Raw genomic sequence first — 21,392 nt, 5'->3', positions numbered from 1 at the left:
GTATGAGTGCTGAACCGCGTCCCGAGAAGCTCGCGAAGCCGGCCAGGCCGGCGGGCCGGTTCCGCCGGATGATCGAGCGGCTGTCCACCTCGCAGGAGGAGCTGCATTCGGCGGAGCTGCAGGAGGACGCAGAAGCCGCGGGGTGCACGCGGATCTGCGACTGCCACGACCGGCAGATAGTCAAGGTGACCGGAACCCTGCGTACCGTCACCCTGCGGCCGCGGGCGGGCGTCCCCGCACTGGAGGCGGAGCTGTTCGACGGCTCCGCCGCCCTGGACGTGGTCTGGCTCGGACGTCGCTCGATCGTGGGAATCGAGCCGGGGCGGCGCATGATCGCCTCCGGGCGCATCTCGATGAGTCATGGCCGTCGGGTGCTCTTCAACCCGAAGTACGAACTCCGACCGCTCGGACAGGAGCACTGACCGGTGACGTCATTCGACAAACCGACCACCCCGGAACCCGCCGCCACGCCGTCCGAGGACCAGAGCGCGGTCACGCAGGCGGCGCTGTTCGACGCTTTCGGAGGCATCCGGGGCACCGTGGAGACGATGCTCCCCGGGCTGCTCTTCGTCATGATCTACACGATCAACAAGGACCTGAAGTGGTCCGCCTTCGCCGCGGGCGCCGTCGCGGTGCTCCTGGTGATCGTCCGGCTGCTGCGCAAGGACACCGTGAAGCACGCCTTCAGCGGGGTCTTCGGCGTGGGCGTGGGCGTGGCCTTCGCGCTGTTCACGGGCAGCCCGAAGGGCTTCTACCTGCCGGGCATGATCTACGGCGCCGGACTCGGGGTCGCCTTCACCCTCTCCGCGCTCGTGGGCTTCCCGCTGCTGGGCGTGATCCTGGGCCCGGTGTTCAAGGAGAACCTGTCCTGGCGCACGCGCAACCCGGGGCGCAAGAAGGCGTACACCAAGGCCAGCCTGGCCTGGGGGCTGATCTTCCTCGCCAAGTACGCGATCCTCTTCCCGCTGTACTGGTGGGGCGACGCGACGCAGCTCGGCTGGGTGCTGATCGCGCTCAAGCTGCCGCCGATGGTGCTCGCCGTGTACTTCACCTGGGTCTTCCTGGCGAAGGCGCCGCCGCCGATCGACGTGATCGCGGAGTGGGAGGCGAAGGAGGCCGCGGAGGCCGCCGCCAAGGGGCCGAAGGCCTGACGGCCCACAGCCGACGAAGGGGCGGGACCGGCCTGGGGGCCGGTCCCGCCCCTTCGTGTCGCTGGCTGCGGGCGCAGGGGGTGAGCCCGCGTCCGCGTCGGGCCGGGGCGGGAAGTCCGAAGGGGGCGCGCCCCGCAGGGCGCGCCCCCTTCGTCGTCGAGCGTGCCCGCAGGGCCAAGGGCTAGCCGCGGGCCTGGAGGAGGTCCTCCAGCTGTTCCTCGCGGGCCTGGGCGGCCACGAACAGCAGTTCGTCGCCGGGCTCCAGGGTCTCCTCCCCGTGCGGGGTGAGCACCCGGTTGCCGCGGATGATCGTGACCAGCGAGGTGTCCTCGGGCCAGTTGATCTCGCTGATCTGGGTGCCCGCGACCGAGGAGTCGGCCGGCAGGGTCAGCTCGACGAGGTTGGCGTCGCCGTGGCTGAAGCGCAGCAGGCGCACCAGGTCGCCGACGCTGACGGCCTCCTCGACCAGGGCCGACATCAGGCGCGGCGTGGAGACCGCGACGTCGACGCCCCAGGACTCGTTGAAGAGCCACTCGTTCTTCGGGTTGTTCACACGGGCCACCACGCGCGGCACCCCGTACTCGGTCTTGGCGAGCAGCGAGACGACGAGGTTGACCTTGTCGTCACCGGTCGCCGCGATGACCACGTTGCAGCGCTGGAGCGCCGCCTCGTCCAGCGAGGTGATCTCGCAGGCGTCGGCCAGCAGCCACTCGGCCTGCGGCACCCGCTCCACCGAGATGGCGGTCGGCGCCTTGTCGACCAGGAGCACCTCGTGGCCGTTCTCCAGCAGTTCGCCCGCGATGGAGCGGCCCACCGCGCCTGCCCCGGCGATCGCGACCCTCATGCGTGTGCCTCCTCAGGCCCTTCGGCGAACGCCGCCTCGACCTTGTCGATCTCGTCCGTGCGCATCATCACGTGGACGAGGTCGCCCTCCTGGAGGACGGTCGCCGACGTGGGCAGCATGGCCTCGCCCAAGCGGGTGAGGAAGGCCACGCGGACGCCGGTCTCCTCCTGGAGCTTGCTGACCTTGTGCCCGATCCAGGCGGCCGAGGCGTGCACCTCGGCGAGCTGGACACCGCCGCTCGGGTCGCGCCACAGCGGTTCGGCGCCCGACGGCAGCAGCCGGCGCAGCATCTGGTCGGCGGTCCACCGCACGGTGGCGACGGTGGGGATGCCGAGACGCTGGTAGACCTCGGCGCGCTTGGGGTCGTAGATGCGGGCGGCGACGTTCTCGACGCCGAACATCTCCCGGGCCACGCGGGCGGCGATGATGTTGGAATTGTCACCACTGCTGACGGCGGCGAAGGCGCCCGCGTCCTCGATTCCCGCCTCCCGCAGGGTGTCCTGGTCGAAGCCGACCCCGGTGACGCGGCGGCCGCCGAATCCGGCGCCCAGCCGGCGGAATGCGGTGGGGTCCTGGTCGACGACGGCGACCGTATGCCCCTGCTGTTCCAGGGTTTGCGCGAGGGCGGAGCCCACTCTTCCGCAGCCCATAATGACGATGTGCACGGCCGTCCTTCCGGCTGTCAGCGACTCGCTGGTTCCCAGCCTCATTGCATGCTCTGGTTTAACAGGGTCTCAGACCATGGCCCAAGCTACACACGGGCGGTCACCAATGGGACCTCTTCGGTCGCGCTCCCGCAGGCGTATAGGCGACGTATGGACGACGTATACGCCGCGTATATGCGTCGGAATCGTGTAGGGCGGGGTGCGGGTTCGTCAGGCTGATTTCGAACGCTTACGATCCTCTGCGTGTCCAAACTGACCGACGTGCCCAAACGGATCCTGATCGGCCGGGCGCTACGCAGCGACCGCCTCGGAGAAACCCTCCTGCCCAAGCGGATCGCCCTTCCCGTCTTCGCCTCCGACCCGCTCTCCTCCGTGGCATATGCCCCTGGCGAGGTCCTGCTGGTCCTGTCGATCGCGGGCGTGTCGGCGTACCAGTACAGCCCATGGATCGCGCTCGCGGTCGTCGTGCTGATGTTCACCGTCGTGGCCTCCTACCGCCAGAACGTCCACGCCTACCCGAGCGGTGGCGGCGACTACGAGGTGGCGAACACCAACCTCGGACCCAGGGCCGGTCTGACCGTCGCGAGCGCCCTGCTCGTCGACTACGTCCTGACCGTCGCCGTGTCGATCTCCTCCGGAGTCGAGAACCTCGGCTCCGCCGTGCACTTCGTCATCGAGCACAAGGTGCTCTCGGCGATCGTCATGATCCTTCTGCTCACGCTGATGAACCTGCGCGGCGTGAAGGAGTCCGGCAAGCTCTTCGCGATCCCGACTTACGTCTTCGTCGCCGCGGTCTTCGTCATGATCGGCTGGGGCGCCTGGAAGGGCATCGTCCTCGGCGAGACCATGTCGGCGCCGACCGCCGACTTCGAGATCGAAGCCGAACAGAAGGGCCTGGCCGGCTTCGCCATGGTCTTCCTGCTGCTGCGCGCCTTCTCCTCGGGCTGTGCCGCACTGACCGGCGTCGAGGCCATCAGCAACGGCGTTCCCGCCTTCCGCAAGCCCAAGAGCAAGAACGCCGCGACCACCCTCGCCCTCATGGGCGGCCTGGCGGTCACCATGTTCTGCGGGATCATCGGCCTGGCCATGGCCACCGACGTGCGGATGGCCGAGAACCCCGCCCAGGACCTGCTGGTCGACGGCGTCCCGGTCGGCCCCACCTACGTCCAGGACCCGGTGATCTCGCAGGTCGCCGAGGCCGTCTTCGGCGACGGCAGCTTCCTCTTCATCCTGCTGGCGACGGCCACCGCGCTGGTGCTGTTCCTGGCCGCGAACACCGCGTACAACGGCTTCCCGCTGCTCGGCTCGATCCTCGCCCAGGACCGCTACCTGCCGCGCCAGCTGCACACCCGCGGCGACCGGCTCGCCTTCTCCAACGGCATCGTGCTCCTCGCCGGCGCCGCGATCCTGCTCGTCTGGATCTACGACGCGGACTCGACCAAGCTGATCCAGCTCTACATCGTCGGCGTGTTCGTCTCCTTCACGCTGAGCCAGATCGGCATGGTCCGGCACTGGAACCGCCACCTGAAGACGGAGCGCGACACCGCCGCACGCCGCCGGATGCACCGCTCCCGGGCCATCAACACCTTCGGCGCCTTCTTCACCGGCATGGTGCTCGTCGTCGTCCTCGCCACCAAGTTCACCCACGGCGCCTGGGTCGCCCTGCTGGGCATGGTGATCTTCTACGGCACCATGAGCGCGATCCGGAAGCACTACGACCGCGTCTCTGCCGAGATCGCCGCCGCCGAGGGCCCCAGCGACGACAGCGTGCGGCCCTCCCGGGTCCACTCGATCGTCCTGGTCTCCAAGGTCCACAAGCCCACGCTGCGCGCCCTGGCCTTCGCCAAGCTGACCCGCTCGGACACCCTGGAGGCGCTCAGCATCAGCGTCGACGCGGCCGAGACCAAGGCGCTGCGCGACGAGTGGGACCGGCGCGGGATCAACGTACCGCTCAAGATCCTCGACTCGCCGTACCGGGAGATCACCCGCCCGGTGGTCGAATACGTGAAGGGCCTGCGCAGCGAGAACCCGCGCGACGCCGTCAGCGTCTACATCCCGGAGTACGTCGTCGGACGCTGGTACGAACACCTCCTGCACAACCAGAGCGCCCTGCGCCTGAAGGGCCGGCTGCTCTTCACGCCCGGTGTGATGGTCACCTCGGTGCCCTACCAGCTGGAGTCCTCGGAGCTCGCCAAGAAGCGGGCGAAGAAGCGCCAGGACTGGAACGCCCCGGGTGCGGTGCGCCGCGGCCCGGTCGACACTCCGCGGCCGCCGAAGGAGCCCGCCTCGAAGGGCTGACCGGGTTGGTGAACGGCCGGACGAGATCCACGTAAACTGGTGGGTCGGTCGTCCGGCCGTTCCCCGTTTCAGGTTTTTGGAGTCTCCCCACCATGACGAGCGCCGAGCAGAACGAGAAGCAGTCACTGGTGGGGGAGGAGTACGAGGTCGAGGTCGGCCCCGTCGCGCACGGCGGGCACTGCATCGCCCGCACCGCGGACGGCCGTGTCCTGTTCGTCCGCCACACCCTGCCCGGTGAGAAGGTCGTCGCCAAGGTCACCGAGGGCGACGTCGACTCCCGCTACCTGCGCGCCGACGCCATCACCGTGCTCGACGCCTCCAAGGACCGCGTCGAGGCCCCGTGCCCGTACGCCGGCCCCGGCAAGTGCGGCGGCTGCGACTGGCAGCACGCCAAGCCGGGCGCACAGCGCCGGCTCAAGGGCGAGGTCGTCGCCGAGCAGCTGAAGCGGCTCGCCGGGCTCACCCCGGAGGAGGCCGGCTGGGACGGCACCGTGATGCCGGCCGAGGGCGACAAGCTGCCGGCCGGTCAGGTGCCGCAGTGGCGCACCCGCGTGCAGTTCGCCATCGACGAGGACGGCAACGCGGGCCTGCGCAAGCACCGCTCGCACGACATCGAACTGATCGACCACTGCATGATCGCCGCCCCGGGCGTCTCGGAGCTCGGCATCGAGCAGCAGGACTGGCCGCAGATGGCCACGGTCGAGGCGATCGCGGCGACCGGCTCCCAGGACCGCCAGGTCGTCCTCACCCCGCGCCCGGGCGGCCGCCTCCCGCTCGTCGAGCTGGACAAGCCGGTCTCGGTCCTCCGCGTCGAGGAGAAGGACGGCGGCGTGCACCGCGTCCACGGCCGCCCCTTCGTACGGGAGCGCGCGGACGGCCGTACGTACCGCGTGGGCATGGGCGGCTTCTGGCAGGTCCACCCGCAGGCCGCCGACACCCTCATCAAGGCCGTCATGCAGGGCCTGATGCCGCGCAAGGGCGAGATGGCCCTCGACCTGTACTGCGGCGTCGGCATCTTCGCGGGCGCCCTGGCCGAACGCCTCGGCGAGACCGGCGCGGTGCTCGGCATCGAGTCGACGAAGCGCGCGGTCGAGGACGCCCGGCACAACCTGGCGGACTTCCCCCGGGTCCGCATCGAGCAGGGCAAGGTCGACCAGATCCTCCCGAAGACCGGTATCACGGAGTGCGACCTGGTCGTCCTGGACCCGCCCCGCGCGGGCGCCGGCAAGGGCACGGTCCGCCACATCGCGGGCCTCTCGGCCCGCCGCATCGCCTACGTGGCCTGCGACCCGGCAGCCCTGGCCCGCGACCTGGGCTACTTCAAGGAGGCCGGCTACCGCGTCCGCACCCTCCGCGTCTTCGACCTCTTCCCGATGACCCACCACGTCGAGTGCGTCGCGATCCTTGAACCCATCGCAAAGGGCGTCTGACCTGCAGGTTTCCCAGTGTGCGTTATGCGCATTGTGGGCGTTACGGGCGATATCTTGACGCTGAAATGACGCTCGAATGACGCTTGTTCTGACGGAGCGTCAGGGCTGTGATCGTGCAGGTAGCGCCGGGTGCTGAGCTCGGTTTGTGCGGTCTGGCTTTGCGGAGACTTGAAGAACATCGGTCCGTTTCGCCGTCGCTGGTTGCGGCGGCGGGCGCGCTGCCAGGTGTGGCATCGCGGCCGGCAGCCGGGCTCGAGTGGGTGCTCAGTAGCTGGGTCCGTAGGGGCTCAAGCCCTGCATGAACGGCTTGAGGTCCTCGGCCCGGGGCTCGGGGATTTCCGGCATCAGCGGTGAACCGTTGAGTGGATTCAGACGTTGTACGTGGCCCTCGGCCCAGGCGATCCACGCCTCGGCTTCGGCCTTGGCCGGTCCGAGCGGCAGGCTCTCCGCGTGGAGTCGGGGGCCGGGGCTCCGGGCCGCCTTCGGCCGCGGTGGGGCCTACGGGTAGTGGTGGCGCGGGGCGTGCGCCGTGTATTCCGCGCATTCGGGGCAGTCGGGATTGCGGCACGGACCCGGCTCCCACACGGGGACGAAGACCCCGAGTGTCTTGTGCCGTCGTTTGATCACGGTGTCGACGGGGTGCTTGCAGGCCGGGCAGGCAAGTGCGCCTTGCGGCCCGGTTCCATGCTCGTTTTTGCCCATTTTTTAATAATAGTCGGTGGTATGGGCAGTGGCTGGGGCAGCGATCTGCCGACGTGCGGCCACAGGGTCAGTACGCCGGCCCCGGCGGGTCATCGGGCCGCTGAGCCCGCTCAGACTCAGGGCCCGGGTCACCTCCGGGGGTGGCGGTGTCTGGGTCTGTGAGGGCTGCGGACTGCTCTCCCCTGTCGGAGGCCTCGGCTGCCTGGGCGGTGTGCGGGGCGGGCCGGCGCAGGCTGAAGGCGATGGATACGGCGAGGACGGCGGCGATGACGGCCAGGCTGACCGGGGAGGGGATCTCGGGAATCGCGGGGTTGATCATCTTGTGGGACGCCTGAAGGATGAGCTTCACGCCGATGAAGGAGAGGATGACCGCGAGGCCCACGTTGAGGTAGTGGAACCGGTCCAGGAGGCCGGAGAGCATGAAGTACAGGGCGCGCAGGCCCAGGATCGCGAAGGCGTTGCTGGTGTAGACGATGAAGGCGTCGTCACTGACGGCGAGGACGGCGGGGACGCTGTCGACGGCGAAGATCAGGTCGGCAGCTTCGATGGCGGCGACCACCGCGAGGAGCGGGGTGGCCACGCGCTTGCCCGCCTCCTTGACGAAGAACTTGGCTCCGGCGTATTCGTCCCGGACGGGGATAATCCTTCGCAGCAGCCGCACGGCGAAGCTGTTGCCCGGGTCGAAGCTGTCCTCCTCTTCCTTGAGGAGCTTGTAGGTGCTGTAGAAGAGAACGGCGGCGAAGGCGAACAGGACCGCGGTGAAGCGGCTGACGACGGCCACGCCGAGGGAGAGGAAGATCCCGCGGAAGACGAGGGCGCCGATGACTCCGAAGAACAGAACGCGGTGCTGGTAGGCGCGGGGCACTTTGAAGTAGCCGAAGATCACGGCGAAGACGAACAGGTTGTCGACCGACAGGCTCTTCTCCAGCAGCCAGGCGGTCGTGTACTCGGTGCCGGCCGTGGTGCCGAGGACGAGGAAGACGACCGCGCCGAAGATCAGGGCGAGGCTCACCCACAGGCCGCTCCAGGCGGCTGCCTCCTTGAAGCGGATGATGTGCGCGGTGCGGTGGGACAGCAGGTCTACCGCCAGCGACACGACCACCGTCGCGGCGAACGCTGCCCATAGCCAGAGCGGGACTTCGAGCACGTCGGCCACTCTCCCCGCGGCCGGTGCCGAAAAGTGCCGGCCCCTTACAGCAGTCTGCGGCATATCACCCCACGCGGCGCGGCGGCGGTGTGGCACCGAGCCTCGAGGTCTCGGGCCGCCGGACCTCCTGGCGTGTGTCCCGCATGGGAAGCGGAGGTGTGCGATGACTCGACCCCACCATTTCGCGATCGATGACACGTTGGACCTGTTCACGCTGCTGATGCAGGTGAAGCTGATCAGCGCCGCGCGGCGGGCGTCGGACGTGTTCCGGCTGTGGACGGGTCAGGAGGACCAGCTCGGCGCGCTCGGGTTGGTCCTGAACGCGTGGTGTTGTGGACGACCCGGTACATGGACGCCGCTGTCAGGGAGCTGCGGGCCCTGCCGGCCGAGGAACGCGAGCACGAGGTCCTGGATGAGGACGTCGCCCGCCTCTCCCCGCTGCGCCACGCCAACCTCAACGTGCCGGGCGCTATACCTTCCGCGGCTCCCCAGCCGTCCGGTGGGGGATTGCGGCCCCTGCGCGATCCGGCCGCCGCCGGCCTGGACGAGGACGACGAGGAGTAGGGGCCGCAGGAGTTCGCGGGCCAGGCGTGGCCCGCGGTCCGGCGGATCTTGATCTGGACCTGTCCGTCCGGGCGATGGTGCCCGGCCCGCGTAACCCCCCCAGGCAACCGTGGCCCCGACGTGAGGTCAGCTGGGCGGATTGCGGGTTTGTTCCGGTGTGGGCGCGGCCGTGGTGGTGCTGGTCCAGCTGGCGAGTATGCCGAGCGCTTCGGCGGAGGGTGAAGCGGGTTCGGGGGTGTAGATGGCGAGGCTCTGTTCGGGGTCGTCTTCGGTGGCGAGGACGACGTAGTCGTCGGCCCAGAGCCGGCGGAAAGTGTCGCTGTGCAGGGACAGCTCGCCGATCAGTTCGGTGAGCTGCGGATCGTCGGCGTGGCGTCCGGCGTACAGACGCAGCGCGGCCACCGTGTCCTGGGCCACCCGTTCCCATTCGGTGTAGAGGCTGAGGGAGGCCTGGTCGAGGAAGACGAAGCGGGCGAAGTTCCGGTCGCGGTGCGGGCGGGAGGCGAAGTCCGCGAACAGGGCGTAGCCGAGCGGGTTGGCTGCCAGGACGTCCAGGCGTCTGCCTTGGACGATGGCGGGGACACTGAGTGCGTCCAGGGCCCGGTAGAGGACGGGGCGGACTCGTTGCGGGGCGAGAGGGCGCTTGCGTCGGGTCCGGGCAGTGGTGGTGGGCTGGGTGAGGTCGAAGAGGTGGGCGCGTTCGGTGTCGTCCAGGTGCAGGGCGCGGGCGACGGCGTCCAGGACGGCTTCGGAGACGCCTTGGGCGCGGCCTCGTTCCAGGCGGATGTAGTAGTCGACGCTGACTCCGGCGAGCTGGGCGACTTCCTCGCGGCGCAGCCCCGGAACGCGGCGGGGCCCGACGTGGGGGGCGAGGCCGGCCTGTTCGGGGGTGATCCGGGCCCGGCGGGTGCGCAGGAACTCGCGGATCTCGCTGCTGCGGTCCATGCATCCACCGTACGGCGCGCCCGTGGACCTGCCGGGCAGCGAAAGGGGGGGTACTGCTGGACCCCTGGACGAACGCGCCCCTGTACGGGCCTCCGCAGCAGGCAGGCGGGTGGTTGCCTGGATAGCGGGCCCGCTGCACCGCACACCGCACCATCAGGAAGAGGGAGTATCGGATGAAGCACGTATCGCTGGGCGGGCTGGACGTCTCACGCATCGGCCTGGGCGCCATGACCATGGCCGGCATCTACACCACCGGCGGAGGGCTCGACGACAGCGAGTCGATCCGCACCATCCACCGGGCACTCGACCTAGGCGTCACACACATCGACACCGCCGAGATCTACGGCCCCTTCCACAGCGAAGAAGTCGTCGGCAAGGCCATCAAGGACCGCCGCGACCAGGTCGTCGTGGCCACCAAGTTCGGACTGGTCTCCCACTCCGGCGACAGCCCGGCCCCGGGCGTCACCGACAGCACCGCCGCCAACGTGAAGGCCGCCGTCGAGGGCTCCCTGAAGCGCCTTGGCACCGACCACATCGACCTGTACTACCAGCACCGCGTCGACCCGAACACGCCCATCGAGGAGACCGTCGGCGCACTGGCCGAGCTCGTCACCGAGGGCAAGATCCGCCACATCGGGCTCTCCGAGGCCAGCCCCGCAACGATCCGCCGCGCCCACGCCGTGCACCCGGTCGCAGCCCTGCAGACCGAGTACTCGCTGTGGACCCGCGACGTCGAGGACGAGATCCTCCCGCTGCTTCGCGAACTGGGCATCGGCTTCGTCCCCTACTCGCCGCTCGGGCACGGCCTGCTGACCGGGCAGATCCGCAGCGTCGACGACTTCCCCGACGATGACTGGCGCAAGACCAACCCGCGCTTCACCGGCGAGAACTTCCAGCGCAACCTGGCCATCGTCGACGAGGTGCAGGCAATCGGCGCGGAGATCGGCGCCACCCCCGCGCAGACCGCGCTGGCCTGGCTGCTGACCCGCGGCAACGACATCGCCCCCATCCCCGGCACCCGGCGGGTGGCACGCGTCGAGGAGAACACCGCCGCCGACGGCGTCGAGTTCACCCCGGCCCAGCTGGAGCGGTTGAACAACCTCACCCCCGCCGCGGGCGAGCGCCACGACGAGGCGAACATGGCCGCCATCGACCGCTGAACCCGGACGAACAGAGCACGCCAGCGGATCACGCCCGGCCGGCGACGCCCGCCCAGCCGACGCCGGGCGGGCGGCCGCCACATTTCGGTGTCCGAGTAGGAACGGACCGGAAAGCCGCGTTGCCGCCAAGACTTCACACTGCTCGGCCAAGCGGTGGTTACCGATGAGGGCAGGACCTGGTCATAGACGTGCGGCCGTGCGGACCAGGCCGGCCAGGGCGAGGGAGCGGCTGTGCGTGGGCCAGGCGATGTGGGTCACGACGGGAGGTGCGTCGGTCAAGGGGACGGCCGTGTGCTCGGCCCACAGCCAGGAGCGGGCGGAGTCGGGGACGACCGCCACGGTGCGTCCGAGGGCGATCAACTGAGCCAGTTGCGTCTGGTTGTGGATCTCGGGGCCCGGGCCGGGTGCGTAGGTGCCGTGGGTGGGCCAGCGGGCGAGGGGCAGATCGGAGACATCCCTGACATCAGCCAGGGACAAGGTCTCGCGGGCGGCGAGCGGGTGCCCGGCAGGCAGGACGGCGACCTGTCCCTCGGTCGTCAGTGCCTCGCTGTCGAACCCCGCGAGGGAGTTCCACGGCGCGTGCATGAGCGCGACATCAGCACGTCCGTCGCGCAGCAACTCCTCCTGCTCGCACATACCGCACAGCAGCACCTCGATCTCGGCACTGCCGGGCTCGGCCGCGTAGGCGTCGAGAAGCTTCCGCAGCAGTTCGTGCGACGCGGCGGCCTTCACCGCAAGGACCAGCCGACCGCGGGAGCCGCCAGGGCTGTCGGCACCGCCGGCGCGCCGGGTGCGGCGAGCAGCGGCAGCGGTCGCGTCGAGGGCCGCCCGGCCCTCGTGCAACAGCACCTCTCCGGCACCGGTCAGGCGGACACCACGGCGGTTGCGCTGCAGCAGGCAGACCCCGAGGCGCCGTTCGAGCTGCTGGATCGCCCGCGACAGCGGCGGCTGCGCCATGCCGAGGCGCTCGGCGGCGCGCCCGAAGTGCAGTTCCTCGGCGACCGCCACGAAGTACCTCAACTCGCGGGTCTCCAGGGTGTCCACGGCCGCAGCATACGCGGTGATACCTGGCAGGTATGACAGAACACCGTATCGGTGTTGGCCGCGCCACTCGTCCGCGAGCCAACATCATCAGCATGAGCGAAACGATGATCGCGCTGGTGACCGGCGCGAACAAGGGCATCGGGTACGAGATCGCGGCCGGGCTGGGCAGCCTCGGGTACCGCGTGGGCGTGGGAGCCCGCGACGCCACCCGACGCGAAACCGCCGTCGGGAAGCTGCGCGCCGGCGGCGTGGACGCGTTCGGGGTACCGCTGGACGTGACCGACGACCAGAGCGTCACTGATGCTGCGGAACTGATCGAACGGCTGGCCGGGCGCCTGGACGCCCTGGTCAACAATGCCGGCGTCTCGGGCGAGATGGACCCGGGGTGGGTGCAGGACCCGACCGCGCTCGACCTGGAGGTGCTCCGCACGGTCGTGGATACCAACGTCATGGGTGTCGTCCGGGTCACCAACGCGATGCTGCCACTGCTGCGGCGCTCGGCCTCGCCACGCATCGTCAACGTCTCCAGCAGCGTCGGCTCCCTGACCCGGCAATCGGACCCGGACATCGAGATCGGCCCGATCATGGCGGCCTACGCGCCGTCGAAGTCGTTCCTCAACGCCCTCACCGTGCAGTACGCGCGGCAGTTCGCCGGTACGAACATCCTGATCAACGCAGCCTGCCCGGGCCTGGTCGCGACCGACTTCACAGGCTTCCAAGGGCCCCGCACTCCTGAACAGGGCGCGACCACGGCGATCCGGCTCGCCACCCTGCCCGACGGCGGCCCGACCGGTTCGTTCTTCGAGGACGACGGCGTCGTCCCCTGGTGATCACGAACCCGCCAACGCACACGTCTCGGCTACCAGTGATCAGCTCCCCGCGAACCCACCCGCCATCCGCTACCGGGAGCTGTACCCCACCTGGAACTTCGGCTTCGATGACCACGACGAAAGGACTCGCCGACTGCCCCGCTTGGCAGCTTTCCACCTGGAGTAAGCGAAAGGTCGGGACGGGCCTGCACGGCAGCCCCGGCCTGCACGCGTCCGCTGCGCCTGGGCCGGTCACAGGTGGGAAGTGATGGCGGGCAACAGGTCTTGGAACGTTCGGCCGTTGGCCGGCTCACCGATCGCCGACATGTTCCACCCCTGCCCGGATCGGTGGACTTTGGCCATGACCTGAGCGGTGTATGTGCCGCCGCCGGAGAGGGTGTAGCGGGCCAGCTCCTGGCCGTTGGTCTCGTCGATGAGGCGGCAGAAGGCGTTCTGCACGTCCGTGAAGGTCTGCCCGGTGAAGGAGTTGACGGTGAAGACGATCTGGTCGACGTGCACGGGCACCCGCGAGAGGTCCACCAGGATCGACTCGTCGTCCCCGCCCTGTCCGGCGCCGCCGACGCGGTTGTCCCCGGTGTGGCGCACCGACCCGTCCTTACTGACCAACTGCTGGAAGAACACCACGTCCACCGGATCCTGGCCCGCGAAAAGTACGGCCGAGGCGTCGAGGTCGATCTCGCGCGCGGTCATGCGGGCGAGAAAGCCCTTGCGCGGGGCGGATTGCCAGCCCAGCCCCATGCGGACCACGCTCAGCGTGCCCCCGCCGGCCTTCTCCAGGCTGATCTGCTGGCCCTTGTTGAGATTGATTCCCACCGTGTCCTCCTGGTGATCGGCCGTCGAACAGCACCTTCGCTCAGCCGCCTTCGCGACCGACCTGAATCTACAACACTGTAGAAAGTGGTGGCAGGGTGCGTCGTGCCCCGTTCCCGGACGGCTTGCGCGGTCGTCCCGGGCCCTGGTGTGGGGAATTCGGCTCCGTCCTGCGGTTCCGGGCGGGCCCTCCTGCCGAAGAGGATCCCCGGATCGAGTGACACGGGTGTGGCCTTGTCGGGAGGTGGGGGCAGCCCGTCGGGCCACCCCTGTCCCCACGAGCTTGTTCAGACGCCGACGCCGAAGTCCGCGGCGATTCCGGACAGGCCGGAGGCGTACCCCTGGCCGACGGCGCGGAACTTCCACTCGGCGCCGCTGCGGTAGAGCTCTCCGAAGACCATGGCGGTCTCGGTGGAGGCGTCCTCGGAGAGGTCGTAGCGGGCGATCTCCGTCCCGCCGGCCTGGTTGACGACGCGGATGAACGCACCCCGCACCTGGCCGAAGCTCTGGCCGCGGGCCTCGGCGTCATGAATGGATACGGGAAAGACGATCTTGTCGACTTCTGCGGGCACCGTGGCGAGATCGACCTTGACGACCTCGTCGTCCCCCTCGCCCTCGCCGGTGAGGTTGTCGCCGGTGTGCTCGACGGAGCCGTCGGGGCTCTTGAGGTTGTTGTAGAAGACGAAGTGCTGGTCGGAGGGGACCTTCCCGGACGCGTTCACCAGCAGGGCGCTGGCGTCGAGGTCGAAGTCGACCCCGGTCGTCGTCCGGATATCCCAGCCAAGCCCCACCAGGACCGCGCTCAGGCCCGGGGCCTCCTTGCTCAGCGAGACGTTGCCGCCCTTGGACAGGCTCACACCCATGTCGTGGCTCCCATTCGATATCCCCGCGGCCCCGGCTGGCACGCCGTACCGTCGGATCAATCCGAATCTACAACACTGTAGAACTATATTGGTGGGTGTTCGGTCGGCGTGGCGGCTTCGCGGGCTGCCCGCGGACCGCCGAACAGTAAGCCGGTGGATCAGTACGATGAACCGCCACGCCACGTCGGGTGAGGCCATGAGGCGGGAGGTTGACGGCATGACGGTGAAAGACACGAGCGGTGCCGACCTGTCCCGCCGCCGGGGGCAGGGTGAACTGGAGAGCCAGGTGCTCACCGCACTGTGCCAGGCGCCGGGGCCTGTCACCGCGGGCTGGGTCCAGGAGTGGATCGGAGGCGGCCTGGCCTACACGACGGTGATGACGATCCTGACCCGGTTGCAGGCCAAGGGTGCTGTGGCCCGGGAGCGGGTGGGCCGGTCGTTCGAGTGGACGGCGGTTGCCGACGAGGCGGGACTGGCTGCATTGCGGATGCGGAAGGTCCTGGACGCCGAGAGTGACCGGCAGGCCGTGCTGGCCAGCTTCGTGACCGCTCTCACGCCCGGGGACGAGGAGCTGCTGCGGGAACTGCTGGGCAAGGCGTCCGAGGCTGGGGAAGGCTGAGTGGCATGGGGGTTTTCGTGTTCCTGCCGCTGGTGCTGCCGTTAACGGCGTGGCCGATCGCGCGGCTGGCCGGGCATCATCTGCACCCGCGTACCGCAACGTGGCTGTTGACCGGCGCCGCGGCGGTGCTGGCGGTGTGCAGCACGCTGTGCCTGGCGCTGCTGATGGTGGTGGGGACCGCGCAGCTGCCCGGCAACCCGTTGCCGGACGGCTGGTCCGATCCCGAGGTACGCGAAGCGGTCCCGTACGACGAGGTCGCCGGCAAGGCCGCCATCCCCGCCCTCCTCGCGGTGATCGCCTCGTGTGCGTCCGCGGCGTGGCGCCACCGGCGGGTGCGCCGATCCAGCCGGCGTGCTCTTGCCGGGCTGCCCGCAACCCCGGTGGCCGTGTTGCGCGATGAGGTTCCGTACGCGTATGCGCTGCCCGGCTCTCGCCGGGACCGGATCGTGGTGAGTACGGGAATGCTGGCCGCGCTGACCTCCGGCGAGCGCCGGGCGCTGTTCGCCCACGAGCGCGCCCACCTCACCGGGGGCCACCACCGGTTCCTGCTGGCCGTGCAGCTGGCCGCCCGCGCGAACCCGTTCCTGCGGCCCCTGAGGTCGGTGGTGGCCTATACCGCCGAGCGGTGGGCCGACGAGGAGGCGGCGGCCAAGGTCGGCAGCCGCCGTACGGTGGCGGTGGCGATCGGGAAGGCGGCGCTGATCAGCCGTGGCGCCCCGCTGGCGACGCTGGCCTCGTTCGCGGCGGCGGGGCCGGTGCCGAGCCGGGTCGCCGCTCTGCTGGAGCCCGCCCCGGTTTCAAGTCGCTGGCCGTCGGTGTTCACCGCGGTGGGCATGGCCACGTGGGGTGCGGCGGCCGGCACGGCGGTGTCCGCGCTGTCCTCGGCGAATTCCGCCGTCACCCTGTTCTTCATCCTCCACGCCGCCACACCCCTGTGACCTGGAGGGCGGTGTCTGACGCGGCTGCTGCTGGTGGCGCGGGTGTGGGGTGCGGGAGAAGCTGGGAAGGCGCACGGCGCGCCCAGTCCCGGCAGAGGGGCTGTGGGTGAGGAGAGGCGGGGCGATGTCCGGTCCGGTCGTGGTCGGGGTGGACGGCTCGCCCTCCGCCATGGCCGCCGTGGACGCCGCCGCCCGCGAGGCACTGCTCAGAGGCGCCGAGCTGCATGTGGTCCACGCCTTCATCTGGCCCGCCATGCACGTCCCGCCCGGGACCTCGCCTCTCGGGCCGCCCGCCGGGGGCGTGCGGGAGTCGGTCGAGCGCCTGCTCCACGAGGCCGTCGGCCGGGCCCGGTCCGCGGCCCCGGGAGTGCGGGCCACCAGTGCGGTCATGCCCGGAGAGGCGGTGGCGGCCCTGGAAGCGGAGTCACGGACCGCGCAGCTCATCGTGGTGGGCCAGCGCGGCTCGGGCGGCATCAGAGCGCTTCTCCTGGGATCGACGGCCGTCCACCTCGCCGCACACGGCCATTGCCCGGTGATGGTCGTACGCGGCCGACCCGAGCCCGAGGGGCCTGTGCTGGTGGCGGTGGACGGCTCCCCTCAGGGCCGGAGCGCGATCGCGTACGCGTTCGCCGAAGCATCGATGCGGGGCAGTGAACTGGTGGCCCTGCACGCCTGGAGCACGTGGAGCGATCACGGCGAGAGCGGCCCGGATCATTCCGTGGAACTGGTGGACCTGATCGGAGACGTTGACGAGCTACGGGCGGTCGAGGAGCGGCTGCTGGCCGAGGCGCTGTCCGGGCATCGCGAGCGGTACCCGGAGGTGACCGTACGCCCTCAGGTCGTTCGGGGTCGGGTCCGGCCGACGCTGATCGAGGCGAGCGACGGCGCCCAGCTGATGGTGGTGGGCGCGCGCGGACGTGGCGGATTCGCCGGCCTGCTGCTGGGCTCGGTCAGTCAGGCCGTCCTGCATCACGCCAACTGCCCCGTCACCGTGCTGCGCTCGGGCCCGTGACGCCCATCCGCACCGGGCCGCAGGGCCAGAACACAGCCATGGAGCGCAGGCATGCGCCGTGAACCACGTGTGGGATCTCGCCCTCATCGCCGCGCTGATCGTGGTCAACGCCCTGCTCGCGGGCACCGAGATCGCCCTCATCTCGCTGCGCGAAAGCCAGCTCCGCAAGCTTCGCCGCCGAGGCGGCGCTGGCGCCGCCCGGCTGGCCCGCCTCGCCGCGGACCCCAACCGGTATCTGGCCACGATCCAGGGGCATCGGCCCGGTTCTCGTATAACTACGGCCAGGTGGCGTGTAGCGCTGAGTAACTACGCGGGGCTGCGGTCGCGCTGCTGGAGGGCGGCGAAGTCGGCGTGCGCCGTCTCGATGGCCTCCGGGTATGCCTGGGGCTTCGCGTGCTCGGCCAGCGCACGGTCGGCGGGCCGCGGAGCAGTCGGTGCCGGCCGCGTGATGGCCTGGCGGTAGGTGTGGTCGACGACGTCGCCCGCGGCGAAGACGCCGGGGAGGCTGGTGCGCGTGGAAGGGGAGTGGACCTTGGGGTATCCCTCGCCGTCGACGTCGAGCTGTTCGGTGAACAGCTCGGTGCGCGGGTCGTGGCCGATGGCGATGAACAGGCCGGTCACGTCGAGGTGTTGGACCTCTTCGGTGAGCACGTTACGGACGGCGAGGCCGGAGAGCTTGCCCTCCTTGTCTTCCAGCTCGGTGATCTCGCGGTCGAAGAGGAAGGCGATCTTGTCGTCCGCGAAGGCTCGGTTCTGCATGACCTGGGAGTCCCGCAGGGTCGAGCGGCGGTGGACGATGGTGACCGAGCGGGCGAAGCGGGTGAGGAAGGTGGCTTCCTCCGTGGCGGTGTCGCCGCCGCCGACCACGACGACGTCGCGGTCGCGGAAGAAGAACCCGTCGCAGGTGGCGCACCAGGACGCCCCGCGGCCCGAGAGGTCCTCCTGCCTTCGGCAGGCCGGGCTTGCGGTAGCCGGAGCCAGCCGTGATGATCACGGCCTTCGCGCGGTGGACCGTGCCCTCCGAGTCGGTGACGGTCTTGATGTCGCCGGTCAGGTCGACCGAGACGATGTCGTCGCCGATCATCTCGGCACCGAAGCGCTCGGCCTGGGCCCGCATGCTTTCCGTGAGGACCGGGCCGTCGATGCCCTGGGGGAAGCCGGGGCAGTTCCCTACCTCTGTGGTGGTCGTCGGCGAACCGCCTACGAAGATCGCACCGCCGAAGACGAGGGGGTGGAGGTTGGCGCGGGCGGTGTAGAGGGCTGCGGTGTATCCGGCGGGGCCGGAGCCGATGACGACGACGCTGCGTATGCCGTCACCGGTGGTGGTCGTCGCGTCGGTCACGGGGTCAGGCCTGCTTCTTGGCGTCGATCTCGGCGATCAGGCCTCGATGAGGCCCTTGATCTCGTCGCGGATGGGTCGTACGGCCTCGACGCCCTGGCCGGCCGGGTCTTCGAGCTGCCAGTCGAGGTAGGTCTTGCCGGGGAAGTACGGGCAGGCGTCCCCGCATCCCATGGTGATGGTGTCGTCGGACGCCTTGGCGGCCTCGGGGGTGAGGACCTTCGGCTTCTGGCCGGAGATGTCGATGACCAGCTCGGCCACGCGATCTTTCGGACACGCTCAAGCGCCGGTCCGGTCCGGGGGCGGCCTCGTGCCCGCGAGCCCATGGGGCGGCGTGATGGATGCCAAATAGAGCCGATGGTGCTAGTTTCATTGGCATCATGTTGCTGAGGCTGAACATCGCAGACAATCGCCCCTTGCACGAGCAGGTGGCGGGGGCCATCCGGCGGGCCATCGCCGAAGGGGAGTGTGCGCCGGGAGACCGGCTTCCCCCGGCGCGGGAGCTGTCGCTGGCGCTCGGCGTCAACGCGAACACCGTCCTACGGGGGCTGCGCGCGCTGCGGGACGAAGGGCTGCTGGAGTTCCGGCGCGGCCGCGGCGTGACCGTGGCCGGCGGGGCCGTCGGCCGGTCCGCGCTGATGGAGCGGGTGCGGGAGCTGGTGGCCGACGGAGCGCGCTTGGGCTACAGCAAGGGCGATCTCATGGAAATGATCAAGGAGGCGCAGTGAAGGACCGCGACGACCGTGGTGGCTCGAAGGATGGGGCCTCGTGGGGCGAGGCCGCGTGGGCGGCCGGGATCCTCGCCCTGCTCGTGGTGTTGCCGTTGACGGTGCGCAGGGGGTTGAGGGAGCGGCTGGCGACGCACTGGGGCGGCTCGGGGGAGCCCGACGGGTCGCTGCCGCTGTGGGCGGTGGTGGTGGTGCCGGCCGTGATCTGGGCGGTGCTCGTCGCGGGCGCCGTCTTCTGGCGGGCGGCGCGGGGGTGGACGACGGTGGTGCTGGCCTCGGGCGGCGTGCTGCTGGCAGGGGTGCAGGTGTCGGTCGTCCGGGCGAATCTCTATGCCGCGGAGTGGCGCGACGCGGACTCGGTGACCGTCGGGGCGGTGGTGACGGTCGCCGCGAGCCTGGCGGCCGGTCTGGCCGTGGCTCGGGTCGGCCACCGGCCTTGGGTGGCGGAGGGGGCGGCCGGCGAGGGGCCACGGATGGACATACCTGCAGGTGAGCGGCGGGTGTGGCTCTCCCGTACGGCGAATCCGTGGCTGGGCCTGATCTCTGCCGTCGTCGGGGTGGCGGCGTCCTCCGCACTGCTCATCGGGCTCAGCGGCCTGACGGAAACGATGTGGATGCTGATCGTGCCGCTCGCGATGGTCTCGCTGACCGTCCTCACTTGTTCCTCTGTGCGGGTGCGGGTGACCGGGCGGGGCTTGGAGGTGGCCTTCGGCCCGCTCGCATGGCCGGTGCGGCGCTGGGCGGCGGCGGACATCGAGTCGGCGCGCGTCGAGACCCGGACGCCGGCGCAGGTGGGCGGCTGGGGTTACCGCCTGAGCGGGCTGGGAACGACCGTCATGCTGCGGACCGGTGAGTGCCTGGTGGTCCGGGCCAAGGGGAAGGACTTCGCGGTCAGCGTGAACGACGCCGAACGGGGTGCCGCGCTGCTGAACTCCCTGACCGGAATGCGGGCCGGACGTCCCTGAGCCCGGACGGTGCCGCCTGCGGCTGGGGCAGCCCTCGGCAGGCGCTGGCCAAACCGCCGCTCGGCCCGCGTACGGGTGCCCCGGACGTACGCCGACCCGCCGTGAGCGCCCTGGGTGTCGGTACGGACGGCCGTCCGTACCGGGGTGATCTTGCGGAGTATCCCTACGGCGAAGCTCTTGCCGGGGTCGAAGCTCTCCGCTGACAGCGACCTGCGCGCCTGGTTCGCCGGGGCCCTCGCGGGGCACTACCGGGGCCTCGGCGCCCTGCACCGGAAGGCGTGGGCACGCTCGCCAGGGCCCTGGTGGATGCCCGAACTGATCCTGCCCGTCCTGGACGGCTTCGACGAGATCGGCGCCGCCGCGCACACCGACCTGCTGCGGCAGATCCACGGCTGCGGGCAGCTGCCCTTCGTGCTGACAAGCCTGCCGGATCCCTACATGGCGGCGGTGAGGACCGCGGGCCCCGTCTCCGGTGCCGCAGTGGTCACGCTGGAAGACCTCACCACCGACGACCTCACCGGCTATCTGCCCCGTATACCGGGTGTGGCCGGCCGCCGGTGGAGCGCGGTACTGGATCAGGCCCGTCAGGCACCGGACGCACCCGGGTGCGCGGCGGTCCGCTCGGCGCCGGCCACCCCGCTCATCACCGGGCTGGCTCGGACCGTATACAGCGGCGACCGCGACCCCCACGTACTCCTGGATGTACGCCGGTTCGGGTCGGCAGCGGTGCTCGAGCAGCATCTCCTCGACCAGTGGGTCGACGACGTCTACCGCACCGGCAGCCAGGAACCGGGCGGGACCACCGGACCGGGCGGGGCCGCCAGGCGACGCGGGCGACTGCGACAGCATCGGGCCGAACTCGCCATCCACCGGCTCGGCTTCCTCGCGCACAGCGGACAGGACTTCGGCTGGTGGGCCCTGGCGCCGGTCGCGGCGGCCGGCAATGCCTTTGGTAGCGCGCTGTCCAGCTGGGGCCGGGGGGAGGGCGGGCGCTTCCGCCGCCGTGCGATCGGACTGGCTTCGGAGGCGGAGGCGGAGGCGCGGGCGGAGGAGCCATCGCCCTCATCGGCACGCTGATGGACCGGTCATTCGGTCCGTGGGGGAACCGGCTCACACTCGGCCTGACCATCGGTGCGATGGTCGGCGTCGGCTCCGGGATGATGGCCCGTCCCGCCATCGATGCTGTCGTCGCGCCGCGGGAACTCCTGGCGGGCAACCGCGCGCACACGCTGATGCAGACCTGCACCGTGGGGTGCGGGTATGTGGTCACGGCCGGGGTGCTGGGTGGGCTGAAGGCCATGCTCGTCACCGGTCCGGTCATAGGGCTCGCCTTCGGGG

The 21,392-nt window shown here is 70.3% G+C and carries 19 protein-coding genes and 4 pseudogenes; 14 read left to right on the top strand and 9 right to left on the bottom strand.

Features of this window, described 5'->3' with window-relative positions; genetic code table 11:
- Nucleotides 1–2 precede the first annotated feature (2 nt).
- On the top strand, nucleotides 3–422 hold the full coding sequence (locus ACIPYQ_RS28475) for an OB-fold nucleic acid binding domain-containing protein (protein ID WP_078892815.1): 420 nt from the start codon (nucleotides 3–5) through the stop codon (nucleotides 420–422).
- Nucleotides 423–425: 3 nt separating this feature from the next.
- A complete protein-coding gene (locus tag ACIPYQ_RS28470) occupies nucleotides 426–1,151 on the top strand; it encodes a DUF3159 domain-containing protein (protein WP_361770634.1) in 726 nt (241 codons plus the stop codon).
- A 181-nt stretch (nucleotides 1,152–1,332) separates the two neighbouring features.
- Here ACIPYQ_RS28470 and ACIPYQ_RS28465 read toward each other — a convergent pair whose 3' ends face one another.
- Nucleotides 1,333–1,995 (bottom strand): TrkA family potassium uptake protein, encoded by a 663-nt coding sequence (locus ACIPYQ_RS28465; RefSeq protein WP_361767904.1) that lies wholly within the window; start codon nucleotides 1,993–1,995, stop codon nucleotides 1,333–1,335.
- Entirely contained in the window at nucleotides 1,992–2,660 is a 669-nt protein-coding gene (locus ACIPYQ_RS28460; protein WP_361767901.1) for a TrkA family potassium uptake protein, read from the bottom strand. The genes ACIPYQ_RS28465 and ACIPYQ_RS28460 overlap by 4 nt, the downstream gene beginning before the upstream one ends.
- A 243-nt stretch (nucleotides 2,661–2,903) precedes the next feature.
- Here ACIPYQ_RS28460 and ACIPYQ_RS28455 point away from each other — a divergent pair, with 243 nt between their 5' ends.
- Both ACIPYQ_RS28455 and ACIPYQ_RS28450 read left to right on the top strand, forming a co-directional pair.
- Nucleotides 2,904–4,958 (top strand): APC family permease, encoded by a 2,055-nt coding sequence (locus ACIPYQ_RS28455; RefSeq protein WP_401256516.1) that lies wholly within the window; start codon nucleotides 2,904–2,906, stop codon nucleotides 4,956–4,958.
- Nucleotides 4,959–5,050: 92 nt separating this feature from the next.
- Nucleotides 5,051–6,388 carry a class I SAM-dependent RNA methyltransferase gene (locus ACIPYQ_RS28450; RefSeq protein ID WP_401256514.1) on the top strand — a complete coding sequence of 446 codons (1,338 nt, stop codon included), beginning with the start codon at nucleotides 5,051–5,053 and terminating at the stop codon, nucleotides 6,386–6,388.
- A 769-nt stretch (nucleotides 6,389–7,157) separates the two neighbouring features.
- Here the strand turns inward: ACIPYQ_RS28450 and ACIPYQ_RS28445 are convergent.
- A complete protein-coding gene (locus ACIPYQ_RS28445) occupies nucleotides 7,158–8,237 on the bottom strand; it encodes a TerC family protein (RefSeq protein ID WP_401256512.1) in 1,080 nt (359 codons plus the stop codon).
- Between the two features lie 280 nt (nucleotides 8,238–8,517).
- Between ACIPYQ_RS28445 and ACIPYQ_RS28440 the strand changes: the two are divergent.
- Nucleotides 8,518–8,801: pseudogene (locus tag ACIPYQ_RS28440) on the top strand (Tn3 family transposase); the annotation flags it as partial.
- A gap of 126 nt (nucleotides 8,802–8,927) precedes the next feature.
- On the opposite strand, the gene ACIPYQ_RS28435 reads toward ACIPYQ_RS28440, so the two are convergent.
- Nucleotides 8,928–9,746 (bottom strand): helix-turn-helix transcriptional regulator, encoded by an 819-nt coding sequence (locus ACIPYQ_RS28435; protein WP_401256510.1) that lies wholly within the window; start codon nucleotides 9,744–9,746, stop codon nucleotides 8,928–8,930.
- 173 nt (nucleotides 9,747–9,919) lie between these two features.
- Between ACIPYQ_RS28435 and ACIPYQ_RS28430 the strand changes: the two genes are divergently transcribed.
- Nucleotides 9,920–10,906, top strand: coding sequence for an aldo/keto reductase (locus ACIPYQ_RS28430; protein WP_401256508.1), 987 nt, complete (start codon nucleotides 9,920–9,922; stop codon nucleotides 10,904–10,906).
- Between the two features lie 180 nt (nucleotides 10,907–11,086).
- On the opposite strand, the gene ACIPYQ_RS28425 is transcribed toward ACIPYQ_RS28430, so the two are convergent.
- A complete protein-coding gene (locus tag ACIPYQ_RS28425) occupies nucleotides 11,087–11,950 on the bottom strand; it encodes a LysR family transcriptional regulator (protein ID WP_401256506.1) in 864 nt (287 codons plus the stop codon).
- 92 nt (nucleotides 11,951–12,042) lie between these two features.
- Here ACIPYQ_RS28425 and ACIPYQ_RS28420 point away from each other — a divergent pair, with 92 nt between their 5' ends.
- Nucleotides 12,043–12,780 carry an SDR family oxidoreductase gene (locus tag ACIPYQ_RS28420; protein WP_401256504.1) on the top strand — a complete coding sequence of 246 codons (738 nt, stop codon included), beginning with the start codon at nucleotides 12,043–12,045 and terminating at the stop codon, nucleotides 12,778–12,780.
- A gap of 231 nt (nucleotides 12,781–13,011) precedes the next feature.
- On the opposite strand, the gene ACIPYQ_RS28415 is transcribed toward ACIPYQ_RS28420, so the two are convergent.
- On the bottom strand, nucleotides 13,012–13,593 hold the full coding sequence (locus ACIPYQ_RS28415) for a TerD family protein (RefSeq protein WP_401256502.1): 582 nt from the start codon (nucleotides 13,591–13,593) through the stop codon (nucleotides 13,012–13,014).
- Between the two features lie 284 nt (nucleotides 13,594–13,877).
- Nucleotides 13,878–14,453: a TerD family protein gene (locus tag ACIPYQ_RS28410; protein WP_401256500.1), complete on the bottom strand. Its 576-nt coding sequence runs from the start codon at nucleotides 14,451–14,453 to the stop codon at nucleotides 13,878–13,880.
- Between the two features lie 217 nt (nucleotides 14,454–14,670).
- Between ACIPYQ_RS28410 and ACIPYQ_RS28405 the strand changes: the two genes are divergently transcribed.
- From ACIPYQ_RS28405 to ACIPYQ_RS28390, 4 genes and pseudogenes are all read left to right on the top strand, one after another.
- On the top strand, nucleotides 14,671–15,072 hold the full coding sequence (locus ACIPYQ_RS28405; RefSeq protein WP_401256698.1) for a BlaI/MecI/CopY family transcriptional regulator: 402 nt from the start codon (nucleotides 14,671–14,673) through the stop codon (nucleotides 15,070–15,072).
- 5 nt (nucleotides 15,073–15,077) lie between these two features.
- A complete protein-coding gene (locus ACIPYQ_RS28400) occupies nucleotides 15,078–16,010 on the top strand; it encodes a M56 family metallopeptidase (protein ID WP_401256498.1) in 933 nt (310 codons plus the stop codon).
- Nucleotides 16,011–16,134: 124 nt separating this feature from the next.
- Complete coding sequence (locus ACIPYQ_RS28395) at nucleotides 16,135–17,022, top strand: universal stress protein (RefSeq protein WP_401256496.1); 888 nt, start codon at nucleotides 16,135–16,137, stop codon at nucleotides 17,020–17,022.
- A pseudogene (locus tag ACIPYQ_RS28390) lies at nucleotides 16,928–17,260 on the top strand (CNNM domain-containing protein); the annotation flags it as partial. The gene ACIPYQ_RS28395 and the pseudogene ACIPYQ_RS28390, both read left to right, overlap by 95 nt.
- A gap of 180 nt (nucleotides 17,261–17,440) precedes the next feature.
- Here the strand turns inward: ACIPYQ_RS28390 and ACIPYQ_RS28385 are convergent.
- Nucleotides 17,441–18,331 (bottom strand): annotated as a pseudogene (locus tag ACIPYQ_RS28385) (NAD(P)/FAD-dependent oxidoreductase); the annotation flags it as partial.
- Between the two features lie 37 nt (nucleotides 18,332–18,368).
- Nucleotides 18,369–18,622 (bottom strand): annotated as a pseudogene (locus ACIPYQ_RS28380) (phosphotyrosine protein phosphatase); the annotation flags it as partial.
- A 119-nt stretch (nucleotides 18,623–18,741) separates the two neighbouring features.
- Between ACIPYQ_RS28380 and ACIPYQ_RS28375 the strand changes: the two are divergent.
- From ACIPYQ_RS28375 to ACIPYQ_RS28365, 3 genes are all read left to right on the top strand, one after another.
- A complete protein-coding gene (locus ACIPYQ_RS28375) occupies nucleotides 18,742–19,089 on the top strand; it encodes a GntR family transcriptional regulator (RefSeq protein WP_401256494.1) in 348 nt (115 codons plus the stop codon).
- Nucleotides 19,086–20,054: a DUF1648 domain-containing protein gene (locus tag ACIPYQ_RS28370; protein ID WP_401256492.1), complete on the top strand. Its 969-nt coding sequence runs from the start codon at nucleotides 19,086–19,088 to the stop codon at nucleotides 20,052–20,054. Before ACIPYQ_RS28375 ends, ACIPYQ_RS28370 begins: the two co-directional genes overlap by 4 nt.
- A 177-nt stretch (nucleotides 20,055–20,231) precedes the next feature.
- Nucleotides 20,232–21,131 carry a hypothetical protein gene (locus ACIPYQ_RS28365; protein WP_401256491.1) on the top strand — a complete coding sequence of 300 codons (900 nt, stop codon included), beginning with the start codon at nucleotides 20,232–20,234 and terminating at the stop codon, nucleotides 21,129–21,131.
- Nucleotides 21,132–21,392: the final 261 nt, after the last annotated feature.

It is taken from the genome of Streptomyces sp. NPDC090045 (genome assembly GCF_044747975.1).
Classification (GTDB): domain Bacteria; phylum Actinomycetota; class Actinomycetes; order Streptomycetales; family Streptomycetaceae; genus Streptomyces.
Note: the sequence above shows the minus strand (reverse complement) of the source record. Positions and strands in the feature narration are given on the sequence as shown.